At 39.4% G+C, this 23,344-nt stretch carries 21 protein-coding genes; 13 read left to right on the forward strand and 8 right to left on the reverse strand.

All coding sequences use genetic code 11. The features are described 5' to 3' along the window. The first annotated feature begins 239 nt into the window (after positions 1-239). On the forward strand, positions 240-1,118 hold the full coding sequence (gene bla / locus BLR53_RS00360; protein ID WP_074586093.1) for a subclass B3 metallo-beta-lactamase: 879 nt from the start codon (positions 240-242) through the stop codon (positions 1,116-1,118). Between the two features lie 120 nt (positions 1,119-1,238). On the opposite strand, the gene BLR53_RS00365 is transcribed toward bla, so the two are convergent. Further along, on the reverse strand, positions 1,239-2,630 hold the full coding sequence (locus tag BLR53_RS00365) for an arginine decarboxylase (RefSeq protein WP_037445023.1): 1,392 nt from the start codon (positions 2,628-2,630) through the stop codon (positions 1,239-1,241). 101 nt (positions 2,631-2,731) lie between these two features. Between BLR53_RS00365 and rocF the strand changes: the two genes are divergently transcribed. The 4 genes from rocF (at position 2,732) to BLR53_RS19875 (ending at position 6,119) form a co-directional block, all read left to right on the forward strand. Then, on the forward strand, positions 2,732-3,682 hold the full coding sequence (rocF, locus tag BLR53_RS00370) for an arginase (RefSeq protein ID WP_037445017.1): 951 nt from the start codon (positions 2,732-2,734) through the stop codon (positions 3,680-3,682). Positions 3,683-3,686: 4 nt separating this feature from the next. Next, on the forward strand, positions 3,687-5,468 hold the full coding sequence (gene argS / locus BLR53_RS00375) for an arginine--tRNA ligase (protein ID WP_074586095.1): 1,782 nt from the start codon (positions 3,687-3,689) through the stop codon (positions 5,466-5,468). Between the two features lie 99 nt (positions 5,469-5,567). After that, the gene (locus BLR53_RS00380; protein WP_074586098.1) at positions 5,568-5,858 is read left to right on the forward strand and encodes a hypothetical protein; all 291 of its coding nucleotides are present in this window, start codon (positions 5,568-5,570) and stop codon (positions 5,856-5,858) included. 102 nt (positions 5,859-5,960) lie between these two features. Then, positions 5,961-6,119 (forward strand): hypothetical protein, encoded by a 159-nt coding sequence (locus BLR53_RS19875; RefSeq protein ID WP_176763493.1) that lies wholly within the window; start codon positions 5,961-5,963, stop codon positions 6,117-6,119. 148 nt (positions 6,120-6,267) lie between these two features. Here BLR53_RS19875 and BLR53_RS00385 read toward each other — a convergent pair whose 3' ends face one another. Together BLR53_RS00385 and BLR53_RS00390 are read right to left on the reverse strand one after the other, a co-directional pair. Next, positions 6,268-7,398 carry an acyltransferase family protein gene (locus BLR53_RS00385; protein ID WP_074586100.1) on the reverse strand — a complete coding sequence of 377 codons (1,131 nt, stop codon included), beginning with the start codon at positions 7,396-7,398 and terminating at the stop codon, positions 6,268-6,270. A 384-nt stretch (positions 7,399-7,782) separates the two neighbouring features. Next, positions 7,783-8,559: a response regulator transcription factor gene (locus BLR53_RS00390; RefSeq protein WP_074586103.1), complete on the reverse strand. Its 777-nt coding sequence runs from the start codon at positions 8,557-8,559 to the stop codon at positions 7,783-7,785. Positions 8,560-8,663: 104 nt separating this feature from the next. On the opposite strand from BLR53_RS00390, the gene BLR53_RS00395 reads away from it, so the two are divergent. Beyond that, entirely contained in the window at positions 8,664-9,437 is a 774-nt protein-coding gene (locus BLR53_RS00395; RefSeq protein WP_074586105.1) for a DUF1349 domain-containing protein, read from the forward strand. Between the two features lie 160 nt (positions 9,438-9,597). On the opposite strand, the gene BLR53_RS00400 is transcribed toward BLR53_RS00395, so the two are convergent. After that, positions 9,598-10,722 (reverse strand): AI-2E family transporter, encoded by a 1,125-nt coding sequence (locus BLR53_RS00400; RefSeq protein WP_037445001.1) that lies wholly within the window; start codon positions 10,720-10,722, stop codon positions 9,598-9,600. 98 nt (positions 10,723-10,820) lie between these two features. Between BLR53_RS00400 and mnmE the strand changes: the two genes are divergently transcribed. Beyond that, the gene (mnmE, locus tag BLR53_RS00405) at positions 10,821-12,191 is read left to right on the forward strand and encodes a tRNA uridine-5-carboxymethylaminomethyl(34) synthesis GTPase MnmE (protein WP_074586107.1); all 1,371 of its coding nucleotides are present in this window, start codon (positions 10,821-10,823) and stop codon (positions 12,189-12,191) included. 265 nt (positions 12,192-12,456) lie between these two features. Here mnmE and BLR53_RS00410 read toward each other — a convergent pair whose 3' ends face one another. Beyond that, positions 12,457-13,218, reverse strand: a complete 762-nt coding sequence (locus BLR53_RS00410; protein WP_074586110.1) for a DJ-1/PfpI family protein — start codon at positions 13,216-13,218, stop codon at positions 12,457-12,459. A 689-nt stretch (positions 13,219-13,907) separates the two neighbouring features. Next, positions 13,908-15,380 (reverse strand): aminotransferase-like domain-containing protein, encoded by a 1,473-nt coding sequence (locus BLR53_RS00420; protein ID WP_074586114.1) that lies wholly within the window; start codon positions 15,378-15,380, stop codon positions 13,908-13,910. Positions 15,381-15,639: 259 nt separating this feature from the next. On the opposite strand from BLR53_RS00420, the gene BLR53_RS00425 reads away from it, so the two are divergent. Beyond that, positions 15,640-16,257, forward strand: coding sequence for an FMN-dependent NADH-azoreductase (locus tag BLR53_RS00425; RefSeq protein WP_074586116.1), 618 nt, complete (start codon positions 15,640-15,642; stop codon positions 16,255-16,257). Between the two features lie 7 nt (positions 16,258-16,264). Continuing rightward, positions 16,265-16,723: a GNAT family N-acetyltransferase gene (locus tag BLR53_RS00430; protein ID WP_074586118.1), complete on the forward strand. Its 459-nt coding sequence runs from the start codon at positions 16,265-16,267 to the stop codon at positions 16,721-16,723. Positions 16,724-16,756: 33 nt separating this feature from the next. On the opposite strand, the gene BLR53_RS00435 is transcribed toward BLR53_RS00430, so the two are convergent. Together BLR53_RS00435 and BLR53_RS00440 are read right to left on the reverse strand one after the other, a co-directional pair. Then, a complete protein-coding gene (locus BLR53_RS00435; protein ID WP_083331952.1) occupies positions 16,757-17,209 on the reverse strand; it encodes a DoxX family membrane protein in 453 nt (150 codons plus the stop codon). A gap of 565 nt (positions 17,210-17,774) precedes the next feature. Beyond that, the gene (locus tag BLR53_RS00440; RefSeq protein WP_074586123.1) at positions 17,775-18,377 is read right to left on the reverse strand and encodes a Crp/Fnr family transcriptional regulator; all 603 of its coding nucleotides are present in this window, start codon (positions 18,375-18,377) and stop codon (positions 17,775-17,777) included. Positions 18,378-18,521: 144 nt separating this feature from the next. Here BLR53_RS00440 and BLR53_RS00445 point away from each other — a divergent pair, with 144 nt between their 5' ends. From BLR53_RS00445 to BLR53_RS00460, 4 genes are all read left to right on the forward strand, one after another. Next, positions 18,522-18,971: a carboxymuconolactone decarboxylase family protein gene (locus tag BLR53_RS00445; RefSeq protein ID WP_074586126.1), complete on the forward strand. Its 450-nt coding sequence runs from the start codon at positions 18,522-18,524 to the stop codon at positions 18,969-18,971. Positions 18,972-19,326: 355 nt separating this feature from the next. Then, entirely contained in the window at positions 19,327-20,631 is a 1,305-nt protein-coding gene (locus BLR53_RS00450; protein ID WP_074586128.1) for an NAD(P)/FAD-dependent oxidoreductase, read from the forward strand. 527 nt (positions 20,632-21,158) lie between these two features. Continuing rightward, complete coding sequence (locus BLR53_RS00455; protein WP_074586130.1) at positions 21,159-21,665, forward strand: RrF2 family transcriptional regulator; 507 nt, start codon at positions 21,159-21,161, stop codon at positions 21,663-21,665. A 536-nt stretch (positions 21,666-22,201) separates the two neighbouring features. After that, complete coding sequence (locus BLR53_RS00460; RefSeq protein WP_074586133.1) at positions 22,202-23,335, forward strand: efflux RND transporter periplasmic adaptor subunit; 1,134 nt, start codon at positions 22,202-22,204, stop codon at positions 23,333-23,335. Positions 23,336-23,344 lie beyond the last annotated feature (9 nt).

The raw sequence follows: 23,344 nt of genomic DNA on the forward strand, positions 1-23,344 counted from the left end.
GGCGTATTGTTTTTTAGCATTTGTTGGAGAGGAGTTAGTTGTTAGCGTTCGTAAGAGCGCTTTTTTTGTTTAGGGTCTTTTTGTGGGCTACGCAATTAAAATGGGTTATGGTTTTTGCCAGTTACCTGTAACCTGTAAGAAACTTCGATTTAGTTTATAGGAATTTATATCTTCAGGTCCGGTTTGGAGATCGTTTGGATCTTCTTTTTCATGATGATGTCCGGATTCAATTTGAAATTATGTTTAAGAAAACGTTTAAGATTGCTGTAGTGGCAATTGCGGTTACGGGGTTTGGTTTGACGGCTGCGGCTCAGAAAGTGCAGGAGCCGTCAAATGTACCGGCGGAGTGGTCGAAGGCTTATCAGCCGTTTAGGATTGCAGGTAATTTGTATTATGTAGGTACTTATGATCTGGCCTGTTATCTGATTACGACTCCGAAGGGCAATATTTTGATCAATACTGGGCTGGCGAGTTCTGCTGCGCAGATTAAGGCGAGTATCGAGAAGCTGGGCTTTAAGTTCGCTGATACGAAGATATTATTGACTACTCAGGCACATTATGATCATATGGGTGCAATGGCGGCGATTAAGAAAGCGACCGGTGCAAAGGTGATGGTAGATAGTGGGGATGCACAGGTAATGGAAGATGGCGGGAAATCAGATTATGCTTTGGGCGGGCATGGAAGTACTTATCAGCCGGTTAAGGCCGATCGTTTTTTGAAGGATTTTGATCAGGTGGTGTTAGGTGGGACAACGCTGAATATGCTGCATCATCCCGGACATACAAAAGGTTCCTGCAGTTTTATCTTTGATACGAAGGACGATAAAGGTTATTACAGGGTGCTGATCGCCAATATGCCGACGATAGTTACCGAGAAAAAGTTTGCTGATGTTAAGGCTTATCCCACGATTGCTAAGGATTATGCGTATACTTTAAAGGCGATGAAAGGTTTGACATTTGATCTATGGGTATCTTCACATGCCAGTCAATTTGGTTTGCATACTAAACATAAGCCCGGCGATGCATATAATCCAGCTGCTTTTAAAGACCAGAAAGGTTATAATCAGCAAATAGATGATTTGCAGCAAGAATTTAATAAAAGAATGGCGGTCCGTTAGAGGTAAGGCCGGACTATAGTGCGATTTTAAAATTCCAATCTAAATTCCAATCTAAATTTCAGACATAAAAAAAGCGGCTTTATTTAATTAAAGCCGCTGGTTTGTGTCTCTTATATTCGCCTAGGTATAACCCAGAATCTTTAGTACCTGTTTACTGTTTTGTTCCTCTCCGAATACCTCAAAGTTGAAAGTCTCGTCGCGGTTTCTTCTGATAATTACGTGCTTAGGGCTCGGCAATAAACAATGATGGATACCACCATAACCGCTCAATACCTCTTGGTATGCTCCGGTATTGAAGAAACCAAGGTATTGCACTTTACGCGTTTTCGGCATAAATACAGAGTTCATATGCGCTTCCTGATTATAATAATCCTGTCCGTCGCAGGTGATTCCACCTAAGTTTACCCGTTCATATTCTGCATCCCAGTTATTGATCGGCAGTAAGATGTATTTCTGGTTTAAAGCCCAAACATCAGGTAAATTAGTGATGAAAGAGCCATCCAGCATCAACCATTTTTCACGGTCATTCTGTTGCTTACGGCCTAATACCTTGTACAAGATACCAGAAGCTTCAGCAACAGTGTATTTTCCGAATTCAGTAATGATATCCGGTTCTACCACATCATGCTCAGCACAGATTTCTTTAATCCTTTTTACGATTTCGTTCACCATGTATTCATAGTCGAAATCAAATACCAGTGAATCTTTGAAAGGCATACCACCACCGATATCCAAAGTGTCCAGTTCAGGATTAATTTTCTTGAATTTGCAATACAGGGTCACATATTTTTCCAGCTCATTCCAATAATATGGAGAGTCAGTGATACCAGAATTGATAAAGAAGTGCAGCAATTTAACCCTGAAATTAGGGTTTGCAGAAATCTTGTTGTTGTAGAAGTCAATCACATCTTCCATACGTACACCTAAACGGGAAGTATAGAATTGTGAATCTGGTTGCTCTTCAGCCGCGATACGGATACCCAGGTTACAAGGCGTGTCCAGTTCTACTTCATCATCAAAAAGATTAAACTCTTCTTTATTATCAAGTACAGGAATGATGTTTTTATAACCATCATGCAACATATCAATGATATACTGTTTATACTGATAGGTTTTGAAACCATTGCAGATTACGGTAATATCTTTCGTGAGGGAGCCTTTTTTCTCCAGGGCCTCAATCATCGGCATATCAAAAGCAGACGATGTTTCCAGGTGGATGCCATTCTTTAAAGCCTCTTCAACGATGTGCCTGAAGTGGGAGCTCTTAGTGCAATAGCAATATTTATAATCTCCACGGTAATTGTTCTTGATGATCGCGGTTTGAAACAACAGCTTAGCCTGTTGAATCTTCTTAGTGATCATCGGAAGATAAGTGAAACGTAGTGGCGTGCCATAAGTCTCAATCATTTCCATTAAATTCAGATCCTGAAAGTATAGTTCGTCATCAATAACGCTATATCCCTCTTGAGGGAAACCTACACTTAGATCAAGAAATTCGGAGTAACTCTGCATTTTTTATATTTTTGAACAATTATTTAAAGGGTTGGCAAATTAAAATGAGTTAATTTTGGTGCCAAAGATAATCACTTTAGAATACACTGGTAATTTTTTTTATGGCGAAGAACTTAAAAATAATAGAAGTTAAGTCTGAGTTAGGTGCAGGTACGCGCGGAGCTAGCCTTGGCGTGGATGCGATTAAAATTGCCGCACTTGATTTCGGGAGCAGATTTTTTAAAAAACATCATTCAGTTGAAATCCCGAATGAGAACCATTTGCTGCTGGAAGGTACCGGAAGTCCTTACGCAAAAAGAATCTCCGGAATCCTGACTATGGTCGAAAGAGTAGCAGATAAAGTTACCGAAACACTAGATAATCAGGAGTTTCCAATTGTACTCGCAGGCGATCATAGTACTGCTGCAGGTACGATAGCCGGTATTAAGAAAGCATTTCCGAAGTCCCGGCTTGGCGTGATTTGGATAGATGCTCATTCCGATCTGCATTCGCCATATACCACACCGTCCGGTAATATGCATGGCATGCCGCTGGCGATGGTTTTAGACGAAGATAATTTAGGCGCGAAAGTCAATGAGCTGGATCAGGAAACGTTAAATTACTGGTACCAATTAAAAAATGTTGGTAATATCGCACCTAAAATAACTTACCGGGACCTCGTGCTCATCTCAGCAAGAGATATGGAAAAGCCGGAAGAGTCGCTGCTCAAAAAGAATAAAGTTAAAATATATACTACAGCCGAACTGCGGAAAAGAGGAGTAGAACGTATAGTAATTGAGACATTACAGTATCTTGATGCCTGCGATTTGCTCTATGTCTCATTTGATGTCGACTCGCTTGATCCAACTACTTCAAGAGGTACAGGTACGCCAGTTGCGCAGGGATTGACAGAAAAAGAAGCAGGAAATCTAATGAGCAGGCTACTGGCCGCTCAAAAAGTATGTTGTTTTGAGATAGTAGAAGTGAACCCGACCCTCGACAGGGAAAATCAAATGGCTGAACACGCCTTTGAAATTTTAGTTAAAGCAACAAATGCTTTAAGAAACGAATAGAATTATGAATATCGAACAACATATCGTCACCAAGACTGTAGAAGCAGTCAAAAGTTTATATAGTCAGGATCTTCCTGAAGCACAAGTGAATTTGCAGGATACCAGAAGTGAATTTGAAGGTCAGATTACTTTAGTTGTTTTTCCGGTTGTCCGCTTTTCAAAAAAATCACCAGAAGTTACTGCTACTGAATTGGGTGAATATCTGCAGGCCAATGTCGATGAAATCACTGGTTTCAACGTCGTAAAAGGCTTCCTGAACTTGAGCGTTGCTAATGCGCATTGGGTAGATTTATTTAATACAACCATTCTGAGACCCGATTTTGGAACGATCCCGGCAAACGGTAAAAAAGTGATGGTAGAATATTCTTCTCCAAATACCAATAAACCCCTGCACTTAGGACACGTTAGAAATAACTTACTCGGCTATTCTGTTTCAGAACTTTTAAAAGCAAGCGGTTCAGAAGTATATAAAGTTAACCTGGTCAATGATAGGGGCATCCATATCTGCAAATCTATGCTGGCATGGCAGAAATGGGGTAATGGTGAAACGCCGGAAAGCGCAGGTATCAAAGGCGACCATTTAGTTGGCAAATACTATGTGATTTTCGATAAAGAGTATAAAAAAGAGATCGAAGCACTGAAACAGGAAGGTCAGACTGAGGAAGAAGCGAAAAAGAATGCCCCGCTTATCAAAGCTGCGCAAGCTATGCTTTTAGCCTGGGAAGCCGGAGATGACGAGGTAATATCCCTTTGGAAAACTATGAACACCTGGGTTTATAACGGCTTTGAAGTCACTTATAAAAACCTAGGGGTAGATTTTGATAAGTTTTATTATGAAAGCAATACCTATCTGTTAGGTAAAGATACTGTCGAGGAAGGCCTGGCGAGCGGAGTTTTCTACAAAAAAGAAGACGGTTCTGTATGGATCGACCTCACTGCAGACGGACTTGATCAGAAACTGGTTCTCCGTGCCGATGGTACTTCGGTATATATCACCCAGGATTTAGGTACAGCACAAATGAAACAAGATGATTTTGAGCTGGATGAATCTATCTATGTGGTAGGTAATGAGCAGGATTATCACTTTAAAGTGCTTTTCCTGATCCTGGAAAAACTAGGGAAGAGCTGGGCTAAAGGGCTGTACCACTTATCTTATGGAATGGTAGACTTACCTAGCGGCAAAATGAAATCCCGTGAAGGTACTGTAGTAGATGCAGATGATCTGATCGCTGAGATGGTTGCCACTGCAAAAGAAAAAACAGAAGCTTTAGGGAAGGTAGATCGTTTCTCCGAAGAAGAGAAAGAGCAACTATACTTTAATATCGGTATGGGAGCTTTAAAATACTTCCTGCTAAAAGTTGAACCTAAAAAGCGCTTATTATTTGATCCTGCTGAATCAATAGATTTTCAGGGTAATACAGGGCCGTTTATTCAATATACACATGCACGTATCAAATCCTTGCTGTTGAAAGCAGATTTCAGAGAAGATCAACGTGTAGATAATCAGATCCCTTTATCAGCTACCGAACTGGAAATGATCATTTTATTAGCTAAATATCCGGCTGAGATTGCCAGTGCAGCTAAATCATTCAGTCCGGCCAGCTTAGCGAATTATATTTATGAAGTGGCGAAGATGTTTAATAAATTCTATCATGAAGTTCCACCGATCGTGAAAGAGGAAGATCAGCAATTGAAACAATTACGTCTGAATCTGAGCTGGGTAACGGCAAATATCCTGAAATCCGGTACACGTATTTTAGGCATTGAAGTTCCGGAAAGAATGTAGTATAGTAAAATAATAAATTAGAGTTCTTGCTAAACTGAAGCCCGTATCATATCTTGATACGGGCTTTTTTGTCTACTTTCATTTAATTTATATCTATCTATGGTTAAAGATACGCTCAATTCGGTACTTGAAAATTTTAAAGAAAGAACTAAAAATCCATTTCTGGGGACGCTAGTGGTTGTATGGATCGTGCACAACTGGAGATTGGTATATAGCTTGTTTTACTTCGACAGTAAGCTTGCACTCGACAAAAGACTAAGTTATATTGAACAATATTTTAGTGAAATACCCTTCTATCTGAATCTACTTCACGTGTTCTTATTTACCATATTGATCCTGAGTGTTACCTACCTATTCCTTGGGGTGTCGAGATTTATAAGTGATTTCTAAAATAAAGTTGTCGTAGCTGAAATTGTCGGGTTCATAGATAAAAGTGCTGTAGTATTACGAAGTAAATATCTGGAACAACAAGAAATCATCAAAAATTTAGAGTTGAAATTGGAAACGGAAAGATTGGCTAAAGTTACTGCTCAAAAGGAGCGGGACACCTCGGATGAGAAGCTATCGGCATTTATAACTAAAAGACTTGATAATGATGAATCTGGTACTGTTCAAAAACAGGAAAATCTAAATATAGATACTGCCTTTTAAGGATGCCCCACAACCGAGAATTATTCCCGGGAGCAGTACACTATTTCGCGAAATTCATTGACGTCCCAATGCCGTTGAATGACAGCCCCTTTTTTAAGGATTGAGCGGCTAGTTACCGTTGTGCAGAAGGAGGTTAATACCTGTGTTATTATACTTTGATAAAGATCTTTTTTCGGTAGAGGATATACATTAATACCCAAATCAGCAATACAAACCATATTGCGAATAGTAAAGAAGCATTGTAGGGAGAAAAGTAAGGCTTGAAAACACTATCGTAAATTAGTTTCATACCTCCAATTTTAGTACCCTCGTGGTGCACACTTATCCAGTTGAGCATGCCTGGTACTATCTCTGATACTACATAAGCGCTTATCGCATTGGCCCCAAAAACTACAAATACCCAGGTATACTTTTTATAGCCTTTCACATCTATCAGCCAGTAAGCTGCAGTTAGTCCTACTGTGCATAAGCCTGCTGCGTAAAGCACGTAAGAACTTGTCCACAGCTGTTTGTTAATCGGGAAAATTAAACCGACCAGTAATCCAAGGATAATGCCGACCACGCCGGTTAAAGCTAAATTACCGCATATTTTATTCGCACTTATATCCGTCCTTTTTAAGAATTCACCGATCCTGATCCCAAAAAGTGTCGTAACTATCGCAGGTATTGTACTCAATAAGCCCTCTGGATCCCAAAGTTTAGTATGGGCATAAATATGGTCAGTGGTAAAAATGGCCCGGTCCACCCATGCCGCAAGGTTAGATTCGGGGTCTAAATTCGGAGCCTTTCCGTCTGGTACAGGTACATAGGTAAGCACCACATAATACAATACTAAAATTATCCCGGCTAACCAGTCGCGCGTTCTCTGCCTGGTCTTCAAATAAATCAGGGTGCATAAAAAATAGACTATTCCAATACGCTGCAATACTCCCGGAAAACGGAGGTGCTGAAAGTCGAAACGATAAAATAAAGCTATAAATAAACCCAATCCAATTAAGATGAGCATCCGGCGCAAGGCTCCTGAAATGATGTTTTTATGGTTATCAAAATCTGCTTTTTTGCTTTCCAGTGCGTATACAATGGATACGCCTACTATAAACAGAAAAAACGGAAATACCAGATCCGTGGGGGTACAGCCATTCCATTTTGAATGTTGTAATGGTGCGTACACATACTTACCATCACCAGCTGTATTCACTAAAATCATTGCAGCAATGGTTAATCCTCTGAAGACATCTAGCGAAAGGATCCGCTTTTTTCCGGTCGTGGTTTCTATCATTTTAAAATATCATAAATACTTCTTATCCACCATGGTTATGAGTATCTGCGATTTGGTAATTAAGGTACCGGAAAATTAGTTCTCATCAAAATAAAACGTCATTTGATCCTCGATAGAAGAGATGATTTATCTATTTCGGGGCAAAAGGCGCTGTGGCTCGGGTTTGACTAGTTTACGGTCATGTGTTTTCGATTTTATTTAACCATAGGTTAAGGTAGTCATGCTTTGGTTTCTTCAACATTTGCTGCACACTTTGTTCGGAGTTCGTTCGGACTTCCTTCGCTTTTCCTTCGTTCGAGATTGAACAAACAACGAAGGAACAGTGAAGGAAATTTGAAGGGAACCAGATCGAATGTAGAAAGAATCTTGTCGCGTGGCGATAATTTAAATCAGTCCCATAATCATCGCAGTTTTTACTGCTTCACTGGCATTCGAAACCTGCATTTTATAAATGAGATTCTGGCGGTGTCTGCGGACGGTATATTCTGTGATATGCAAATGCCCGGCAATTTGTTTACTGCTCATGCCTTTGGCGACAAGACCTAGAATTTCTATTTCACGCTTGGTGATGAGCATTTTTCCAAATTGCCTGTACTTATGAAATGAGATGTTCTCTCCGGTTTCATTGTTAATGATTTTACCATCAATTCCGGGATGCGGATCGAGATAAGTTGAGGGTGCATAAACGCAGAGGGATAGCCATACGCTGTCATTAGGAAGGCTATTGAGGTAAATAATACGGTGGTTGGTATAAATAAACCCACCCTGTGAGTTTGATATCCGGATACGGCTGGAAGTGCTGTATTTCTGACGTTGATCTGCTACCTGCTTTTTTTGATACTGGAAAAAGCTCAACTCCAGCACATGCCTTTCAATCAGGTCATCTGGATGGATCTTGCTGAAGATAGCTTCCTCAAAGGAGGAGTCGATCATGCTGTTACCAGGGTTTAAACCCAAAACTTTCCCAAAGTTACCTGCATAAATATAGCTGCGGTTTGACTGGAAATCAGACAGCACAACAACACTATGATCGATCTTAGCATAGCTTTCTGCCATCTCTTTATAGGCTGCCAGCAGACTGTCATTCTGCTCTGCGCAGGAGAAATCCTGTCCTAAAAGAGTTGCGGATAATCGGTTCTTGACCGCTGCAGTGGTGTCCATCGCCAGGTTATAAAATGGTTAATTTGAGGTATTGCCATCCCGGAGAGGCGATCCTAACTTTGTGTGGCCGAAAATAGTTTTTTCCGCTGATTGATTTTAAAAATATGAAAACATTTAACAACACAAAAATATCTTGTATCACTACGCTGCTAGGCGTAATTTTGGTTAGCAGTTGCGGTAATCATGCAGAAAAGTCTGCCCAGAACGATTCAGTAAATACAGAGGCTGTCTCAGGTAGAGATTCTGCGCGTGTAAGCGGGACGGATTGCAACGTGCAAATATCTGGTATTAACTTCACCAAATCTATTAACGGGGCCGATACGCTGGCCAGTGTAGACAGCAAAGGAAAAGTGCAATTTAGTGTAGGGGAGAAGAAAGATTACTTCTCAGATCCAAATGGAAAATTATCTAATACAAGTGCGCCTATCTTACTTTCAAAGGTCGATAATACCAAGCCTTTTACTTTAACAGCGAAAGTTACCCCGGGCTTTACTGAAAAAGGAATGTATAGTGCTGGTGTATTGTATCTATATGTAAATGATAACTTCTATCAGAAATATTGTTTTGAGCAGGACGAACGTGGAAAACACCGAATGGTAACAGTCCGTACGATCGGAACTTCCGATGATAACAATCATGATATTGTGGAAAGTCCCTGGGTATACATGAAGATCACGTCAGATACACAAACAGTAGCCAGCTATTATTCGATGGATAAGAAAAACTGGTATATGGTACGCCTCTACCAAAACAATTATCCTAAAGAACTTTGGGTCGGTTTGAGTTCACAGTCTCCGGTTGATAAGGGCATGGTCAGTGATTTTGAGGAAGTTACCTTGACTCAGGAAAGTGTCAAAGATCTCCGCATGGGAAATTAGGAATCAAGTGAATTCGTGGGTAAAAAACCTATATGCCACAGCTGATAGGATAGGCAAATGCAGAAAAGATTTGGGTTTTAAAGCAATCTTTAATCAAATGATAAGGCCTGAAGCGTTCGCTCCAGGCCTTATCATTTGATATTAATTTACTTACCATGCTTTAAATATCCTTTTGAACGCCTGGCTCGGTCGGGACAGGTTTCTTTTTTCTGAAAGAGGGTATCTTCATCGGGCTCTTCGCAGGTCGTTCATCACCAAATAATACTCCCCATTGTCTGAACATTTCGGTTCTGTCAAAGATGATTTTAAGAACCGCAATAATAGGCATAGAAAGGAACATACCGGATACGCCGGCCATACTTCCACCTACAATCACCCCCAGAATCGCCATTAAAGCATTGATCTTCACTTTGGATCCGACAATTCTAGGCATCAGGATATTGTTATCCAGGAACTGTACAGCAGCAATTACAGCTAATACCGTAATTACCGGCGTTAATGAGGTAGATGCGGTCAGGGTTAAAAGCACCCCCAGGATATTACCGATTAGGGCACCTACATAAGGAATGAGGTTTAAAAGGGCAAAGATAATTCCGATTAGCAGGGCATGTTTAATTCCAAAAAGCAGGAGTAAACCGCCTAAAAGGATTGTCATATAGGTAACCTGAATTAACAGACCGACCAGATAACTTTTAATAATAGACTCTGTTTCATAGATCGCTTCTTTAACTTTAGGATGATGGTCTGGTTTAAACCACATAAAAATAAAGCGTAGCAGGATATCTTTATAGAATAGGATCAGGTAGATATAGATCGGTAAAAGACCTACAAACACAAATACTGAACTTAAGGTTACTGCGGCACCGCTGGCCATTCCACCTGCCATATTCAGTAAATCATTGCTTTTCTTATTGATGAAATCCATCTGCTCCGAGGTGGAGTAATGCGTAATCTGCCCGAACCATTCGCTCAGTGATTTCAGGTGCATAGAGACGTTCTTTTTAATCTGCGGGAAGTCGGCTGCGAGCTGCCCCACCTGAGCGGAAAAGAACCAGACAATCAGCCCTACAAACACAGCTACCATCAGGATAGGCAGAATTATAGCTAGGATCTCCGGGCATTTATACTTCCGCAAAAAGCGGTAGATCGGAACGAGCATAATGCTAATGAAAAATGCCATGATCACTGGCATAATAATGTTACTTCCGATCACGAATATAGTACCCAGCAGGCCCAATCCCAACAACTCAATAGACCGTTTTACGGTGAGCGGTATTTCTCTCATATTTACTTATAGATGTTAAATTTCAATGGTTAAACACCAAATGGTTTAAAAATGTTTAGGTACTTTTGTCCCTTCTTTAAACTTAAGGATTTTCTCTAATGATTACAAATGACACAATCGTAGCTTTATCTACCCCGGCCGGCGCTGGAGCCATAGGCGTAATCCGCTTATCCGGGAAGGATGCTATTACCATTACTAACTCGGTATTTAGCGGTAAGGATTTGTCAGAGCAGCCTACGCATACTTTACATTTCGGTTTAATTAAAGATGGTGATATCGTCATCGATGAAGTAGTCGTGAGTTTATTCGTAGGCCCTAAATCTTATACAAAAGAGAATGTCGTGGAGATCTCGTGCCACGGTTCCAACTATATCATTCAGCAGATTATCACTTTGCTTATCAAAAAAGGAGCTACTGCCGCCAAACCGGGTGAATTCACTTTACGCGCCTTTTTAAACGGCGCCATGGACCTTTCACAAGCAGAAGCAGTAGCAGACTTAATATCTTCTGACTCACAAGCTGCACACAGCGTGGCGATGAACCAGTTAAGAGGTGGTTTCAGCACAGAACTGAATGTATTACGCGACCAGCTGATCCATTTTGCCTCCATGATCGAACTGGAGCTGGACTTCTCGGAAGAGGACGTCGAGTTTGCTAACAGAGATCAATTGCAGGAATTAATTAATAAGATTACCATCGTCCTGAATAAACTGATCCGTTCTTTCGAACTCGGAAATGTGATCAAGGAAGGTATCAATACAGTGATTGCCGGCCGTCCGAATGCTGGTAAATCTACCTTGCTAAATGCTTTGCTGAACGAAGACAGAGCGATTGTTAGTGAGATTGCCGGTACTACACGTGACACAATTGAAGAGGTATTAAATATCAACGGAATCAACTTCCGATTAATTGATACTGCCGGAATCCGCGAGGCTACAGATGCAATCGAAGCGATCGGAGTAGAGAAAACAATGCAGAAGATTAGCCAGTCTGCTGTATTGGTGTACTTGTTTGACGTGGTGAATTTAACCAGCACAGAGATTAAAGAGGATATCGCCAGTCTCTACAGACCTGGAATGGCTTTCGTCGCCGTAGCAAATAAGATTGATTTGTCTTACCAGGACAGGGTTAAGGAATTGGAATTATCTCCTGATATTCAGTTTATCGCAATCTCCGCGAAAGAGAATAACCACGTGGAAGACCTGAAGGAATTGTTGTATGAAACTGCAGTAGGAGACAAGCTTTCCGAGAACCATACGATGGTTACCAATATTAGACACGTAGAGGCCCTTAGGAAGACACAGGAAGCGCTAGCTTCTGTGTCGGAAGGATTGATTAATCCAGTTACTTCAGATTTCTTAGCGATGGATATTAAGCAGGCGCTTTATTATCTTGGGGAGATTACAGGTAAGGTTACTACTGATGATTTGTTAGATAATATATTTAGCAAGTTTTGTATTGGAAAGTAGGCTTGCTATCATGATTCGTCAGCTAATCGTTATTCCGAATTGGTTACTGGAGACCAAAGAAATGTAATGACAATTAAATTGGCGAGATGCTTACAGATGATTTTGGGTTGAATTTGATAAAAAAGGTAAAAGTGCATTAGAATGACTGTTATATTTTAGCTCGCAAAAAGATTTTGATAAAAACGTGTAAAAATATTAGGCGAGAGGTCAATTGACCAACAACTGATGAAGTTGGCCAATTAACGTCGTGAATCTACACCTGGTTTTATTTGATAAGCCCGTTCATTTTTGCAAACGGATCGCGATTCGGATCGTCGTTCCATATGTATTCAGCTCCGTTGGCTATCCTAACTGCCGTTTCTTTGCCAAACATTTTTGAAATTAGACCAAGTGCCATATCGATCCCTGCAGATATTCCTGAGGATGTAAAGAATTTTCCATCTTCTACCCATCTTGCTTCTGGCACCCAAGTGACCTTATCGCTCTGGCTAGTTGCCCAAGCATATGCACGCTTGTTAGTTGTAGCCCTATGACCATCTAAAAGGCCTGTTTTTGCGAGAACCGCCGAACCAGTGCAAATTGTTGCAACCTGAGGCGCTGACTCTGCGAGCACTTTAACGGCTTTTAGAAATACTTCATTTTTTACCTCACGGCGAGTACCGCCGCCACCTGGAATCATTAAGATGTCTATCTTCGGCGCATTTGAAAAGGTATAGTCTAGTTTTAAAACCGGTCCCGCACTGCTTTTAACCGATTCACCTTTCTCTCCAATAATAATGATAGAAATTTTATCTCGTAACGAGCCAAAGATGTCTAAAGGCCCGAAAACATCCAGCAACTGGAATCCGTCGAAAACTACCATTCCAAGGACCAATTTTTCTTGAGCTGGTAACGTAGAGTTTAAACCAGGGGAAGTATCTGCAAACGACACCATCGGATAGAGATAAGCTGCTCCTAGCAAAGTCGCAGCCTTTATAAAACCTCTTCTATTATTTGAATTATTATTTGTAATTTCTTTTGTCTTCATTGTATTTGAATTAAATGTCTATCAATATATACCCGCATATACTTGGGTATCAAAATTCCTATTCAGCTGTCTTTTCCCGATCAAGGTCACCAGACGGCTCTAAATTTTCCTTCCCTTTACGGTCAGGCGATTGGTGAACTGATAGGAATATGGATTATATAGTTTAGTGCGATAGCTTTTCGCGAGGCAATTGCCTAAGAATATAAAATATGGACCGCGAAATTAAATGAAGACAGTTGGTGGATGGAAAATCTCTTTGAGGTATGAATAAGAAAATCTAAAATCATCGAGCGGAAAATCCTGCCCCTGGTATAGGTTATAAAATAGATCTGGCGATATAGAATTAATAAGTACGGCCTCCAATTGTGGAGCTTTATACATCTCCGCTGCTTCTTTTTCTTTAGCTTCCTTAAGTTTTTTCTCTAAGACGCATTTGCCTTGGCACTGCTTCCATGGACGGTTGCGGTTTTCGCATAGATTTTCGGCAATATATTTCTCATTTAATAAGAATCCGATGTTAACCAAAATTGTTGAAAAGCTGGAACACATTATTGTGAAAATAAGGATAAAGCCTATAAACCTTCTTAGCATGATCAGTAGATACCAATTTTAATGCAAAAGTAATTTACTTATCCTTTAATAATGCGGCCCAGATATAGAAAATATACGGGTACCAGTTTTGTGGGTACTTACATAAACTTATTGATGGACCTTTTTAAGATATCTACAGCTTTTTCTAATTGTTCTTCATGCAGTGATGCAAATCCAAACCTGAAAGCATTATATTTTGCATTACTTCCTTGACTATATACGCTTCCAATGATCTTTAGCCCCATAGTAGATGCTTTTTCAATGACCTTTGTCAAAGGCAAATCTGCACGGAATCGTAACCACAGTGCCATGCCTCCGCTTGGTCTGGTGAATTCTATCGCCTCACCCAGCTCTGAAGTTATCAAATCTGCTAAAAAGTGGCAGCGTCCGCGATACAATCTATTAGACTTTTGAATCAATCTTGTCAAATCTCCGTTTTCAATTATTCCCGAAATGACTTGTTCTGTAAAAACATCGCCTCTCAAATCGATGAGCATCTTTTTCTTAGCTGCGGCATGTATGAATTTTTCCGCGGCAATAAGGTAACCCAGGCGAAAAGGCGTACCTAGTACTTTGGTTAATGATCCAATATAAATGATATTGCCTTCATGATCCCCACTGGCCAATGGTAAGTATGGATCGTATTGAAATTGAAAATCATAATCGTAGTCATCTTCAATCACTGCAATTTTATAATCTCTGATTAATCGAAGTAGATCATTTCTTCGCTCTTTGCTCAGCGTTACAGTTGTAGGATGATGGTGATGCGGGATTACATAAAGTAATTTAACAGTGTGCTTTGTAAGCAACTCTTCTATCATCTTTGTGCATATGCCGTTATCATCAACGGGAACACGAATTAATTCTGCCCCAAGATGTTCAAATACCAGATTTGCAAAAAAATAACTGGGCTCACTTACTATCACTTTGTCCCCTGGTTGAATAATAAGAGAGGCTGCAACATATATAGCCATCTGTGCACCTCTAGTAGTTAGCAAATTCTCCGTCCGAATATCAAGTCCCCGTGTCTGATTCAAAAAACTGCGTAACGCATTTCTAAAGTCCGGCGATCCTTCCACGTCCCAACTAGAACTCATTTTTTTTAAAGCCGGAAAATCCAATGCTTTTTTGTATTCACTGTATATTGCTGTGGGGAGAAGAGTAATGTCAGGAAAACCGTCATCTATCACCAGGTCCGATTTTAGTGCAGAGGATGAAGGGTAAAAGATATCGGCAAGTTTATCATATTGAAATCCTGGGTCGGTTTCATAGGCAGCGGCTCTGTTGCTATGATAGGATCGCGGCTTAACTACAGGTAATAGGGGAGATACCTTATAACCTTTGCGCGGTAAGCTGATAATCCAATCTTCTGAAACCAAAAGTTCATATGCAGCGATAGCGGTCTTTCGATGTAGTTCCAGATCAAATGCGAGAGCCCGGGTACTGGGTAGGTCAGTTCCAGGAGAAAGCTTTCCTTCCTGTATTAGCCGGATAATTTGCGTAGCTATTTGCTTGAAAATGGCGACGTGGCTGTTTTTCTCTATGAGCAGTAGGTTTTTATAAGGCAGCATTAGAAGATAAGTTACGTGGCCGAGAACAAATATAATAAAAACGACTGGACTACCTGTGTATTGTTTGTTGGTACGTCAAACGCTTATTACTGTAGGATATCTTTGCATAGTTAATTCTGCAACATTTGTGAACAGGCAATATATAACGCACAGCTAACAATTAAATAGTACAAGATAAAGTGGTTGAGAGCCCATGTCAAAACGGCTAAATAATCTCAAAAAGCACTCATAAACATAATCCTTAAACGAAAGTAATAAAATGAGAAAAGTATTAATTATTAATGCAAGTGCACGTAGTGAACGCTCGATAAGTAGATATATGACTAACGTGTTCGTTGAAATCTGGGAGCAAAGGCACCCAAATGACACTATCATTTATCGGGAGGTCGGACAGCAGAATATTCCGCACGTTACTGAGAAGTGGATTGCAGGAGCGTTTAAACCTTCAGAACTAAGGAATTTGGATGATATTGAAGCGCTAAAATTAAGCGATCAATTAGTCGCCGAACTTAAGGATGTCGATGTTATCGTTCTTGGTACTCCAATGTACAATTGGTCAGTGCCTAGTGCATTAAAAGCTTATATAGACCAGGTGATACGTGTAAATGAAACGGTTTTAATTAGCAAAGACGATATAAAAAATCCATATACAGGGCTGTTAAAAGATAAAAGCGTTTTCCTCTTGATGGTCCGAGGGAATATGGGGTATGATCCTGGCGACTTTTATGAGCACATGGACTTCCAAACGAAGTATCTTAAAACCGTATTTGGTATTATGGGAATCGACGATGTGAAACACATTTCATTAAATGGCGTGGGCCTGGGAGAAGATTCATTAACACTTGCAAAAGAGAAGGTTGAACAGATTTTGAATTAATAATCATATGAACTTTATAGTTGCCAATACAAGAGAACAAGTTGCCTTTTGTAAAGATGTACTTTTTGCATTCAGAACCAATTTGGATGAGAGTACTTATATCGACCTGGTCTTGAAAATGATTGAAGACGAACGATTCAAGCTCGTGTATATACCATCTGACGATAACACAACGGCTGCGGCATTTATCGGCTACAGAGTTATGCACACACTCAGAACAAGTTGGATGATTTACGTTGACGATCTATATACTGATCCTGGGCATAGGGGCAAGGGATTTGCCGGTGCCTTGCTTGATTATGTTGACCGCGATGCGAGAGAAAAAGGTATTCCATCGATCCATCTTGATAGCGGATACATGCTACATGACGCGCATCGCCTTTATTTAAACAAAGGTTATGTTCTAGCCTGCAACCATTTTGCAAAACCAGCGGCAACTGGTGTGGCTGGTACCGCAATATCATAATCAATTTAAATGGTTTTTTGAGATAAAGAGGCTCTATGTAATTTTATGACTATTCAAAAAATATTGATCAACACTCCATTCATGAGTTTGTATGGCTGCGAGCAAAAGGCTGCCTGCACATACCGGGAAGACTGAATAATTTATAGGGGCCTTAAAACCTAAAAAGATGGCCATGCATATTGCAAACGTTAGGGTAAGTCCAAAGCTACCAAATGCAGCCAAGCGTGTTTTGATTCCTAGAATCAAAGCAATGCCTATTATCAATTCTAAGATAGTGGCTATGCTACCCATTACATTCACTAAAGGCCGGTTCAAAAAGGGCATAAGCATACTAGTGTAGTCAATGAAGTTCTCCCAGCTTCCCCAGGATATATTTTTTTCTCCTGGGAGGCCAAGCTGGCTAAGTCTGTCAAGTATTGGGACTATAAAGCCGACACCAAGACTCAGGCGCAGAAAAAGTTGAGGTAGTTTTGTTGATATATTCATGATAGGGTTCGATTAAATCCTGTGTAGAAAGCAATTGGTTATTGACTGAACATAGAGTTTTTACTTCTGTGTTTTTATAAAGAATTCATCTGTATTTTGAATGAGAAAATTCAAGAGTTCTTCTTATCTGTCTCCTGCTACTGTAAATACATTTACTAGTGTTAAAGCTTTTTGATCTTTTGAAATGGTTGCCATGTGATTTATAAGTAATTGAAATACTAATAAGCTCTTTTCATCATTTAATAGTCCAGATGGCAGGAGTTAACTAGACCAGTAACACATAAATTGATTCCTTTTTTCGGTTACTGATAAGTAATCATCAGTCATAATAGTTTTCAATTTCGAGTCCAACATCTATAAGTGAATAATCAGCGCATTAAATGTATTCGAGGGTCGATGTTAAAGGTAAATGAAACATGGATATTTAATCCGGGCATGTATTAAATCGTTATATCGGATTGTTGAACAATAAATTCATGTTCTATTGTTCTCCTTAAGTGCACAAGGATATGAAAAAGAGGCGTATTAATGAATAGATGAATTTCAAATGTTCTATTTAAAAATACTATTTAATATTATTGGTATGGATGATATCCTTTTTTCCCCGTAACATACTTAGAAATTGGGGAGTAAAGCCCAGAAATGATGCAAGCATATATTGCGGAACCGTTTGAACGAATTCAGGGAAAGACCGCGTAAACCGTAAATATCTTTCTTCAGCTGATTCACAAAGTAACAGTTCGATTTTTTTTAGTGAGGCGGAATATGCTCTTTGCATCATCAGTCTGAAATAACTATTTAATTCTGGTACTGAATCAAATAGTTCTTCGTAATCTGACCTGTACAATATTAATATCTCGGTATCATGAACTGCCTGTATATTATATTCAGAAGGTTTCTGATTTTCAAAACTGTGAAAATCACTTAACCACCAACCTTGAATTCCAAATTGAAGAATTTGTTCAAATCCATTATTCGTGTTCCGATAGTAACGCAAGCATCCGGATAATACAAAATAGTAGGCATTGCAGATTTGAAATTCCTGGAGGAGATAATCCTTGCGACCAATTTTTTTATATTTTAGTCTTGTACTTAATAATTCTTCTTTATCAGCACTTAGGGTGGTAAATCTTCGGATATGACTAAATAGCATTTCATGTTCGTTCATGATGTCTGTAAGTTGGTAGGATGTCTGATTTAAAATGAAATTGCAATTATTCAAAGATAAATATTCCAGCTACCTGATTTCTTAAAGTACATTAACTTTTTACTGTTAAGCTTATGGCAATTTTGCATTATTAAAATTTAAATAATGAATGACAAAAGTAAAAGAGTAGTTATCAAAGAAATAGATCCTGAAGCATATGAGGCAATGTATGGGTTCGAGAAATATCTTGCCAAGGCAGATTTAGAGTACTCCTTAAAAGAGCTTATTAAAATTAGGGTTTCACAAATTAATGGTTGTGCGTTTTGCATAAATCTTCATACAAAAGACGCCAGAGCAATGGGTGAAACAGAACAAAGAATCTATGCGCTGAGCGCATGGAGAGAGACTCCTTTTTTTAATGAAATTGAACGAGCCGTTTTGGCTTTGGCTGAAGAAATCACTTGCATACACAAAGGAGTTTCAGACGAGACTTACCAGAATGTTGCCAAGCTATTGCAAACGAAAACCCTTGCTCAAACAATCATGGCAATTATTGCAATAAATGCTTGGAACAGAATTGCAATTACAACGCATATGCAACCAGCCCTAGATTAAATTGAAGTTGTCAAACATGGCAGTTTGCCAAATGATGGTGGCTTACTTATTGATTTTGAAGTATTACAATTCTGCTGATTATCTGGTAATTGTCGCATAGAATGTGCTTAGAATAAAAAAAATCAATATTAATCAGGACAATATAATCGCCCATTTTTTTAAGCTTAACACAACCATGACAAATGTAAAGTATTCAATATAGATATTTGCGACAACAGTTAGCGCAATTAAAGTATTGTGCCTTTAATTGCGCTTAATGGTGAATAATTCGCAATCTCTTATGGAATGGGAGTTAAAAATAGAAGGATTGTGATAACGGAGCCTGAGCATAACGGTTAAGATTAATTTTAAGATAATGGAAAATATTAAGGCAAAGCAAGCAAAAAAAAATATTGTGGTTGTGGGAGGGGGATTCGCCGGGTTAAAATTTGCGCAGCACATGTTCAACAATAAGTATTATAATGTAACACTTATTGATAAAAATAATTATAATTTTTTTACTCCCCTGCTTTACCAGGTAGCAACCGGATTTCTTGATGCTTCGAGCATTAGTTATCCTTTTCGAAAGTTATTTAGGGATAAAGGAATTCATTTTAGATTGGCCGAGGTTGTTAGGGTAGATACTGAAAAACAGATTGTCTATTTAGATGAGGGTGAAATACATTACGATCACTTGGTTTTCGCTGCTGGTGCAAAAGCAAATTTTTTCGGTAATGAGAGCGTCAGAGCAAATGCTATTTCACTCAAAGGAATGGAAGATGCGCTTTTTATGAGGAATGAATTGATCAAAACAGTCGAGAAGGCTTCTATTGAAAGTGATCCTGCGGAAAGAAGAAGGCTTTTGACAGTTGTAGTAGCCGGGGGAGGAGCAACAGGGGTAGAGGTGGCCGGTATGCTGGCCGAGATGAAAAATAACATCATTGAAAAAGACTACCCTGAGCTAAAAGGAGTTAATGGTCAGATATTAGTGGTAGATGGTAATTCTGTATTACTTGCACCGATGAGTGAAAAAACGCATAAAGAAACTTATAATGCGCTAATTGGGCTTGGTGTGAAAATTAAACTTAACACCCGTGTGATGAGTTTTACTAACGATCAGGTTTGCCTATCAGACGGCGAGGTTGTCGAGACAAAAACCTTGATCTGGTGTGCAGGTATAATCGCACACACTTTTGCTGGAATTCCTGAAAGTAGTCTTGGTATTGGAAATAGAATGAAAACTGACAACTTTAATAGGGTGCACAGGTTGGATAATGTGTATGCCATAGGGGATATTAGTGTCCAGCAGACTGATGATCTTTATCCAAAAGGCCACCCGCAATTAGCCCAGCCAGCTATTCAGCAAGGCCGAACCTTGGCGAGAAATTTTATTACCATTGCGAAAGGTAACATACCAACGCCTTTTAAATATTTTGACAGAGGTGACATGGCAATAGTAGGTCGCCATCATGCAGTAGCCGATTTATTCAAAAATAAATTGCATCTGAGTGGATTCCTCGGGTTGCTGGGTTGGTTGTTCATTCACTTGATCTCCCTGGTTAATTACGATAACAAAATTAAGACACTCTATGAATGGATTGTGGCCTATTTGACTAAGGATCAGGCTTTGCGAATGATGTTTAAGCACAAGGAGGTGAGTAAGCCGCTAGATACCAATTAAACTAATTTGCCGGTTTAATTGCATATGTGTCATTGTTAATGACTTAAACATCACATCTCAAAAATAGATAATATCGACAACAATTATCTGAATTAATAGCCCTTTAATCGGGGTTAATCCAATACCCCTTACTAAGAAGACTAACTGAAGAGGCTTAAATAGCCGAAACCCCAGACTGGGGTATTAGTCAGAAGCTAACATACGGTAGTATTAGTTGCTACACGGTTTTATAGTGATACCAAAAATTATAGGCACATGGTTAAGCCAACCCATGGTGAATGCAAATAGCAGGATCAAATAACAGATGTAACAGAATATTGCAAGGTCGATCCGCAAATATGTTACTACCTGTGTAGGATGTAATGAGGCCGTGGACTGTTGCAAGCCAGTATTTAACTCAGAGCACATTCAGCAGTTGACGATAATATTTGTATTTCTGATAATAGGAATACAAATTGTTAACTTTTAAAACTTAATTTTGAAATCAATCCTTTCATTAAATATTTACAGACGTTAAAATATAGGAAATGCCAACTCTAGGAAAAAATGTAGAATACGCGATACACTCTTTAGTGTATTTTGTGGGTAGTCCCAAAGAGAGTACGATTACCATCCGCGATCTATCTAAATTCCAGAATATTTCTGAAACATATCTAGCCAAAGCTTTTACTAAACTCAAGAAGTACGGAATTGTAAGATCCAATATTGGGGTCAAAGGGGGATACTCATTAGCCAAAACGCCCGATCAGATTACCTTTTTAGATATAGTACTGGCAGTCGAAGGAGAAATATCTTTTTTTCAATGTAACGGTATCAGAGAGCGGTGCATACTCGTGGATCGGGGTGATTTACCTTGGGCTAAGGGGGATTTCTGTGCCATCCATCAGGTCATGATAGAAACGGAAAACAAGATAAAGGAGTCACTAAAAGCAAAAAATCTTCAATGGCTATATGAAACTATTAAAAAAGAGTCAAACTCTAAATTAATAGAAAGATCTGAGGTTTGGTTTGAGAACAATGTTTTCAAAAGCTGACCTGAATAAAAATCTGCTCTGCTTTCCCAGTCTTAACGTTATATCATTCGTATAACTTCTTTTGAATTACCCAATGATGGGTTACTCGATTTCTACCTCCCGAACTTCATGGGAATTTAGCTCATGAAAACAAAGCCAATTAAAATTGGATCACCATCATAATTGTTTATTGCAAACAGTCCTATAATCCTAAATTTTATGGAGGTACTTTTCTACATTACTATAACTATTCGCGCGTTTTGCGTTGTTACTATTTTATATGTTAACCTTCCTGAAAAAAGGGTTAGAACTGCCAATAATGGTAGAAAATAGCTGTCATTCTCTCTAAATAATACTATTTCTCTTTAGCTGCCCAATCGGTAATACTTACAAGTGTTACAAGGAATTGCTATGTCCGGTTTAAATCCGGTTAGTGCGGACTTAATAAGCTGTAATTCAGTTAGAAGTGATGCGTCCGCGCCTCCTGATCCAAATGTGTCGTAAAAATTGAAATTTCCCAAACATGATTACACAATTTAAATCTTAAATATAATTCAATGAAACCACTCTTTTTCGCTGTTATTACAGTTGTTATTGCTGGCTGTTCATCCAAGCCAGAACAGGCAGAGACTACTCCGGCCCCGACGTTGCCTATAACGAGTCTTATTTCAGAAACACAGACCACGTATCAGGATTATCCTGCATCAATACAAGGCAAGGTCAATATTGAAATCCGTCCACAAGTTAGCGGTACACTAGATAAGATATTTGTGGATGAGGGGGCTTTCGTAAAAGCCGGGCAAGCAATCTACAAAATCAATGAACAACCATTCCGTGCCGCTTTGAATAATGCATTAGCGAGCCAGCATGCAACAGAAAGCACATTAAATAATGCACGTCTGGAGGTTGAGAAGCTAAGGCCGTTAGTTGAAAATAATGTGGTTTCTGACTACCAGTTGAAATCCGCAAATGCAGCCTATCAGGTGGCAAAAGCAAATGTCGATCAGGCAAAGGCAAATGTTAGTACAGCGCAGATAAACCTGGCATATACTCTTATAAAAGCACCGACAAGTGGGTATATAAGCCGCTTAAGGAAAAAACAAGGAAGTTTGGTCGGGCCAAATGATCAAGAACCACTTACAGAACTGTCCGATGTTCACGAAGTCCATGTCTATTTTGCTCTGGGAGAGCGGGATTTCGTGAGTTTTAAGAACCAATATCCTGGCGAAACACTTGCGGAAAAGCTGTCGAAGCTTCCCGAAGTATCCCTTTTATTACCCGATAATTCTGAATATTCAAGCAAAGGGAGAATCGATATGATTAATGGTCAGTTTGACAGCTCTACCGGTGCAATCACTTTACGTGCGATTTTTCCTAATGCAGATGGGCTGCTGCGTTCAGGTAATACCGGAAAATTAAGATTAAGTCTGCAACACCACGATGTAATGATTGTGCCACAAGAAGCTACTGTCGAAGTTCAGGACAAGGTATTCGTGTATTCTGTCGGTGACAGCAACAAAGTTTCAATAAAACCCATAACCATTATTTGCAAAAGCGGCGACAATTATTTGGTAAGAACTGGGGTGGAAAGGGGTGAGAAGATCATCCTGAGTGGTTTTGGTAATCTGCAAGAAGGGGCAATAATCAATCCACAACCGGTAGCTGTAAATATAGCAGTTGCGAAAAAATAATTATTAATT

It is taken from the genome of Pedobacter antarcticus (genome assembly GCF_900103515.1).
GTDB lineage: Bacteria > Bacteroidota > Bacteroidia > Sphingobacteriales > Sphingobacteriaceae > Pedobacter > Pedobacter antarcticus.

What these genes read in the sequence shown, in the direction of transcription:
- BLR53_RS00365 (WP_037445023.1), bottom strand. Translation starts at nt 2,630, where the DNA reads ATGCAGAGTTACTCCGAATTTCTTGATCTAAGTGTAGGTTTCCCTCAA.
- rocF (WP_037445017.1), top strand. Translation starts at nt 2,732, where the DNA reads ATGGCGAAGAACTTAAAAATAATAGAAGTTAAGTCTGAGTTAGGTGCA.
- BLR53_RS00385 (WP_074586100.1), bottom strand. Translation starts at nt 7,398, where the DNA reads ATGATAGAAACCACGACCGGAAAAAAGCGGATCCTTTCGCTAGATGTC.
- BLR53_RS00445 (WP_074586126.1), top strand. Translation starts at nt 18,522, where the DNA reads ATGAATGACAAAAGTAAAAGAGTAGTTATCAAAGAAATAGATCCTGAA.
- BLR53_RS00400 (WP_037445001.1), bottom strand. Translation starts at nt 10,722, where the DNA reads ATGAGAGAAATACCGCTCACCGTAAAACGGTCTATTGAGTTGTTGGGA.
- mnmE (WP_074586107.1), top strand. Translation starts at nt 10,821, where the DNA reads ATGATTACAAATGACACAATCGTAGCTTTATCTACCCCGGCCGGCGCT.
- BLR53_RS00460 (WP_074586133.1), top strand. Translation starts at nt 22,202, where the DNA reads ATGAAACCACTCTTTTTCGCTGTTATTACAGTTGTTATTGCTGGCTGT.
- BLR53_RS00425 (WP_074586116.1), top strand. Translation starts at nt 15,640, where the DNA reads ATGAGAAAAGTATTAATTATTAATGCAAGTGCACGTAGTGAACGCTCG.
- bla (WP_074586093.1), top strand. Translation starts at nt 240, where the DNA reads ATGTTTAAGAAAACGTTTAAGATTGCTGTAGTGGCAATTGCGGTTACG.
- BLR53_RS00430 (WP_074586118.1), top strand. Translation starts at nt 16,265, where the DNA reads ATGAACTTTATAGTTGCCAATACAAGAGAACAAGTTGCCTTTTGTAAA.
- BLR53_RS00410 (WP_074586110.1), bottom strand. Translation starts at nt 13,218, where the DNA reads ATGAAGACAAAAGAAATTACAAATAATAATTCAAATAATAGAAGAGGT.
- BLR53_RS00390 (WP_074586103.1), bottom strand. Translation starts at nt 8,559, where the DNA reads ATGGACACCACTGCAGCGGTCAAGAACCGATTATCCGCAACTCTTTTA.
- BLR53_RS00450 (WP_074586128.1), top strand. Translation starts at nt 19,327, where the DNA reads ATGGAAAATATTAAGGCAAAGCAAGCAAAAAAAAATATTGTGGTTGTG.
- BLR53_RS00435 (WP_083331952.1), bottom strand. Translation starts at nt 17,209, where the DNA reads ATGAATATATCAACAAAACTACCTCAACTTTTTCTGCGCCTGAGTCTT.
- BLR53_RS00440 (WP_074586123.1), bottom strand. Translation starts at nt 18,377, where the DNA reads ATGAACGAACATGAAATGCTATTTAGTCATATCCGAAGATTTACCACC.
- BLR53_RS00455 (WP_074586130.1), top strand. Translation starts at nt 21,159, where the DNA reads ATGCCAACTCTAGGAAAAAATGTAGAATACGCGATACACTCTTTAGTG.
- argS (WP_074586095.1), top strand. Translation starts at nt 3,687, where the DNA reads ATGAATATCGAACAACATATCGTCACCAAGACTGTAGAAGCAGTCAAA.
- BLR53_RS00380 (WP_074586098.1), top strand. Translation starts at nt 5,568, where the DNA reads ATGGTTAAAGATACGCTCAATTCGGTACTTGAAAATTTTAAAGAAAGA.
- BLR53_RS00420 (WP_074586114.1), bottom strand. Translation starts at nt 15,380, where the DNA reads ATGCTGCCTTATAAAAACCTACTGCTCATAGAGAAAAACAGCCACGTC.
- BLR53_RS00395 (WP_074586105.1), top strand. Translation starts at nt 8,664, where the DNA reads ATGAAAACATTTAACAACACAAAAATATCTTGTATCACTACGCTGCTA.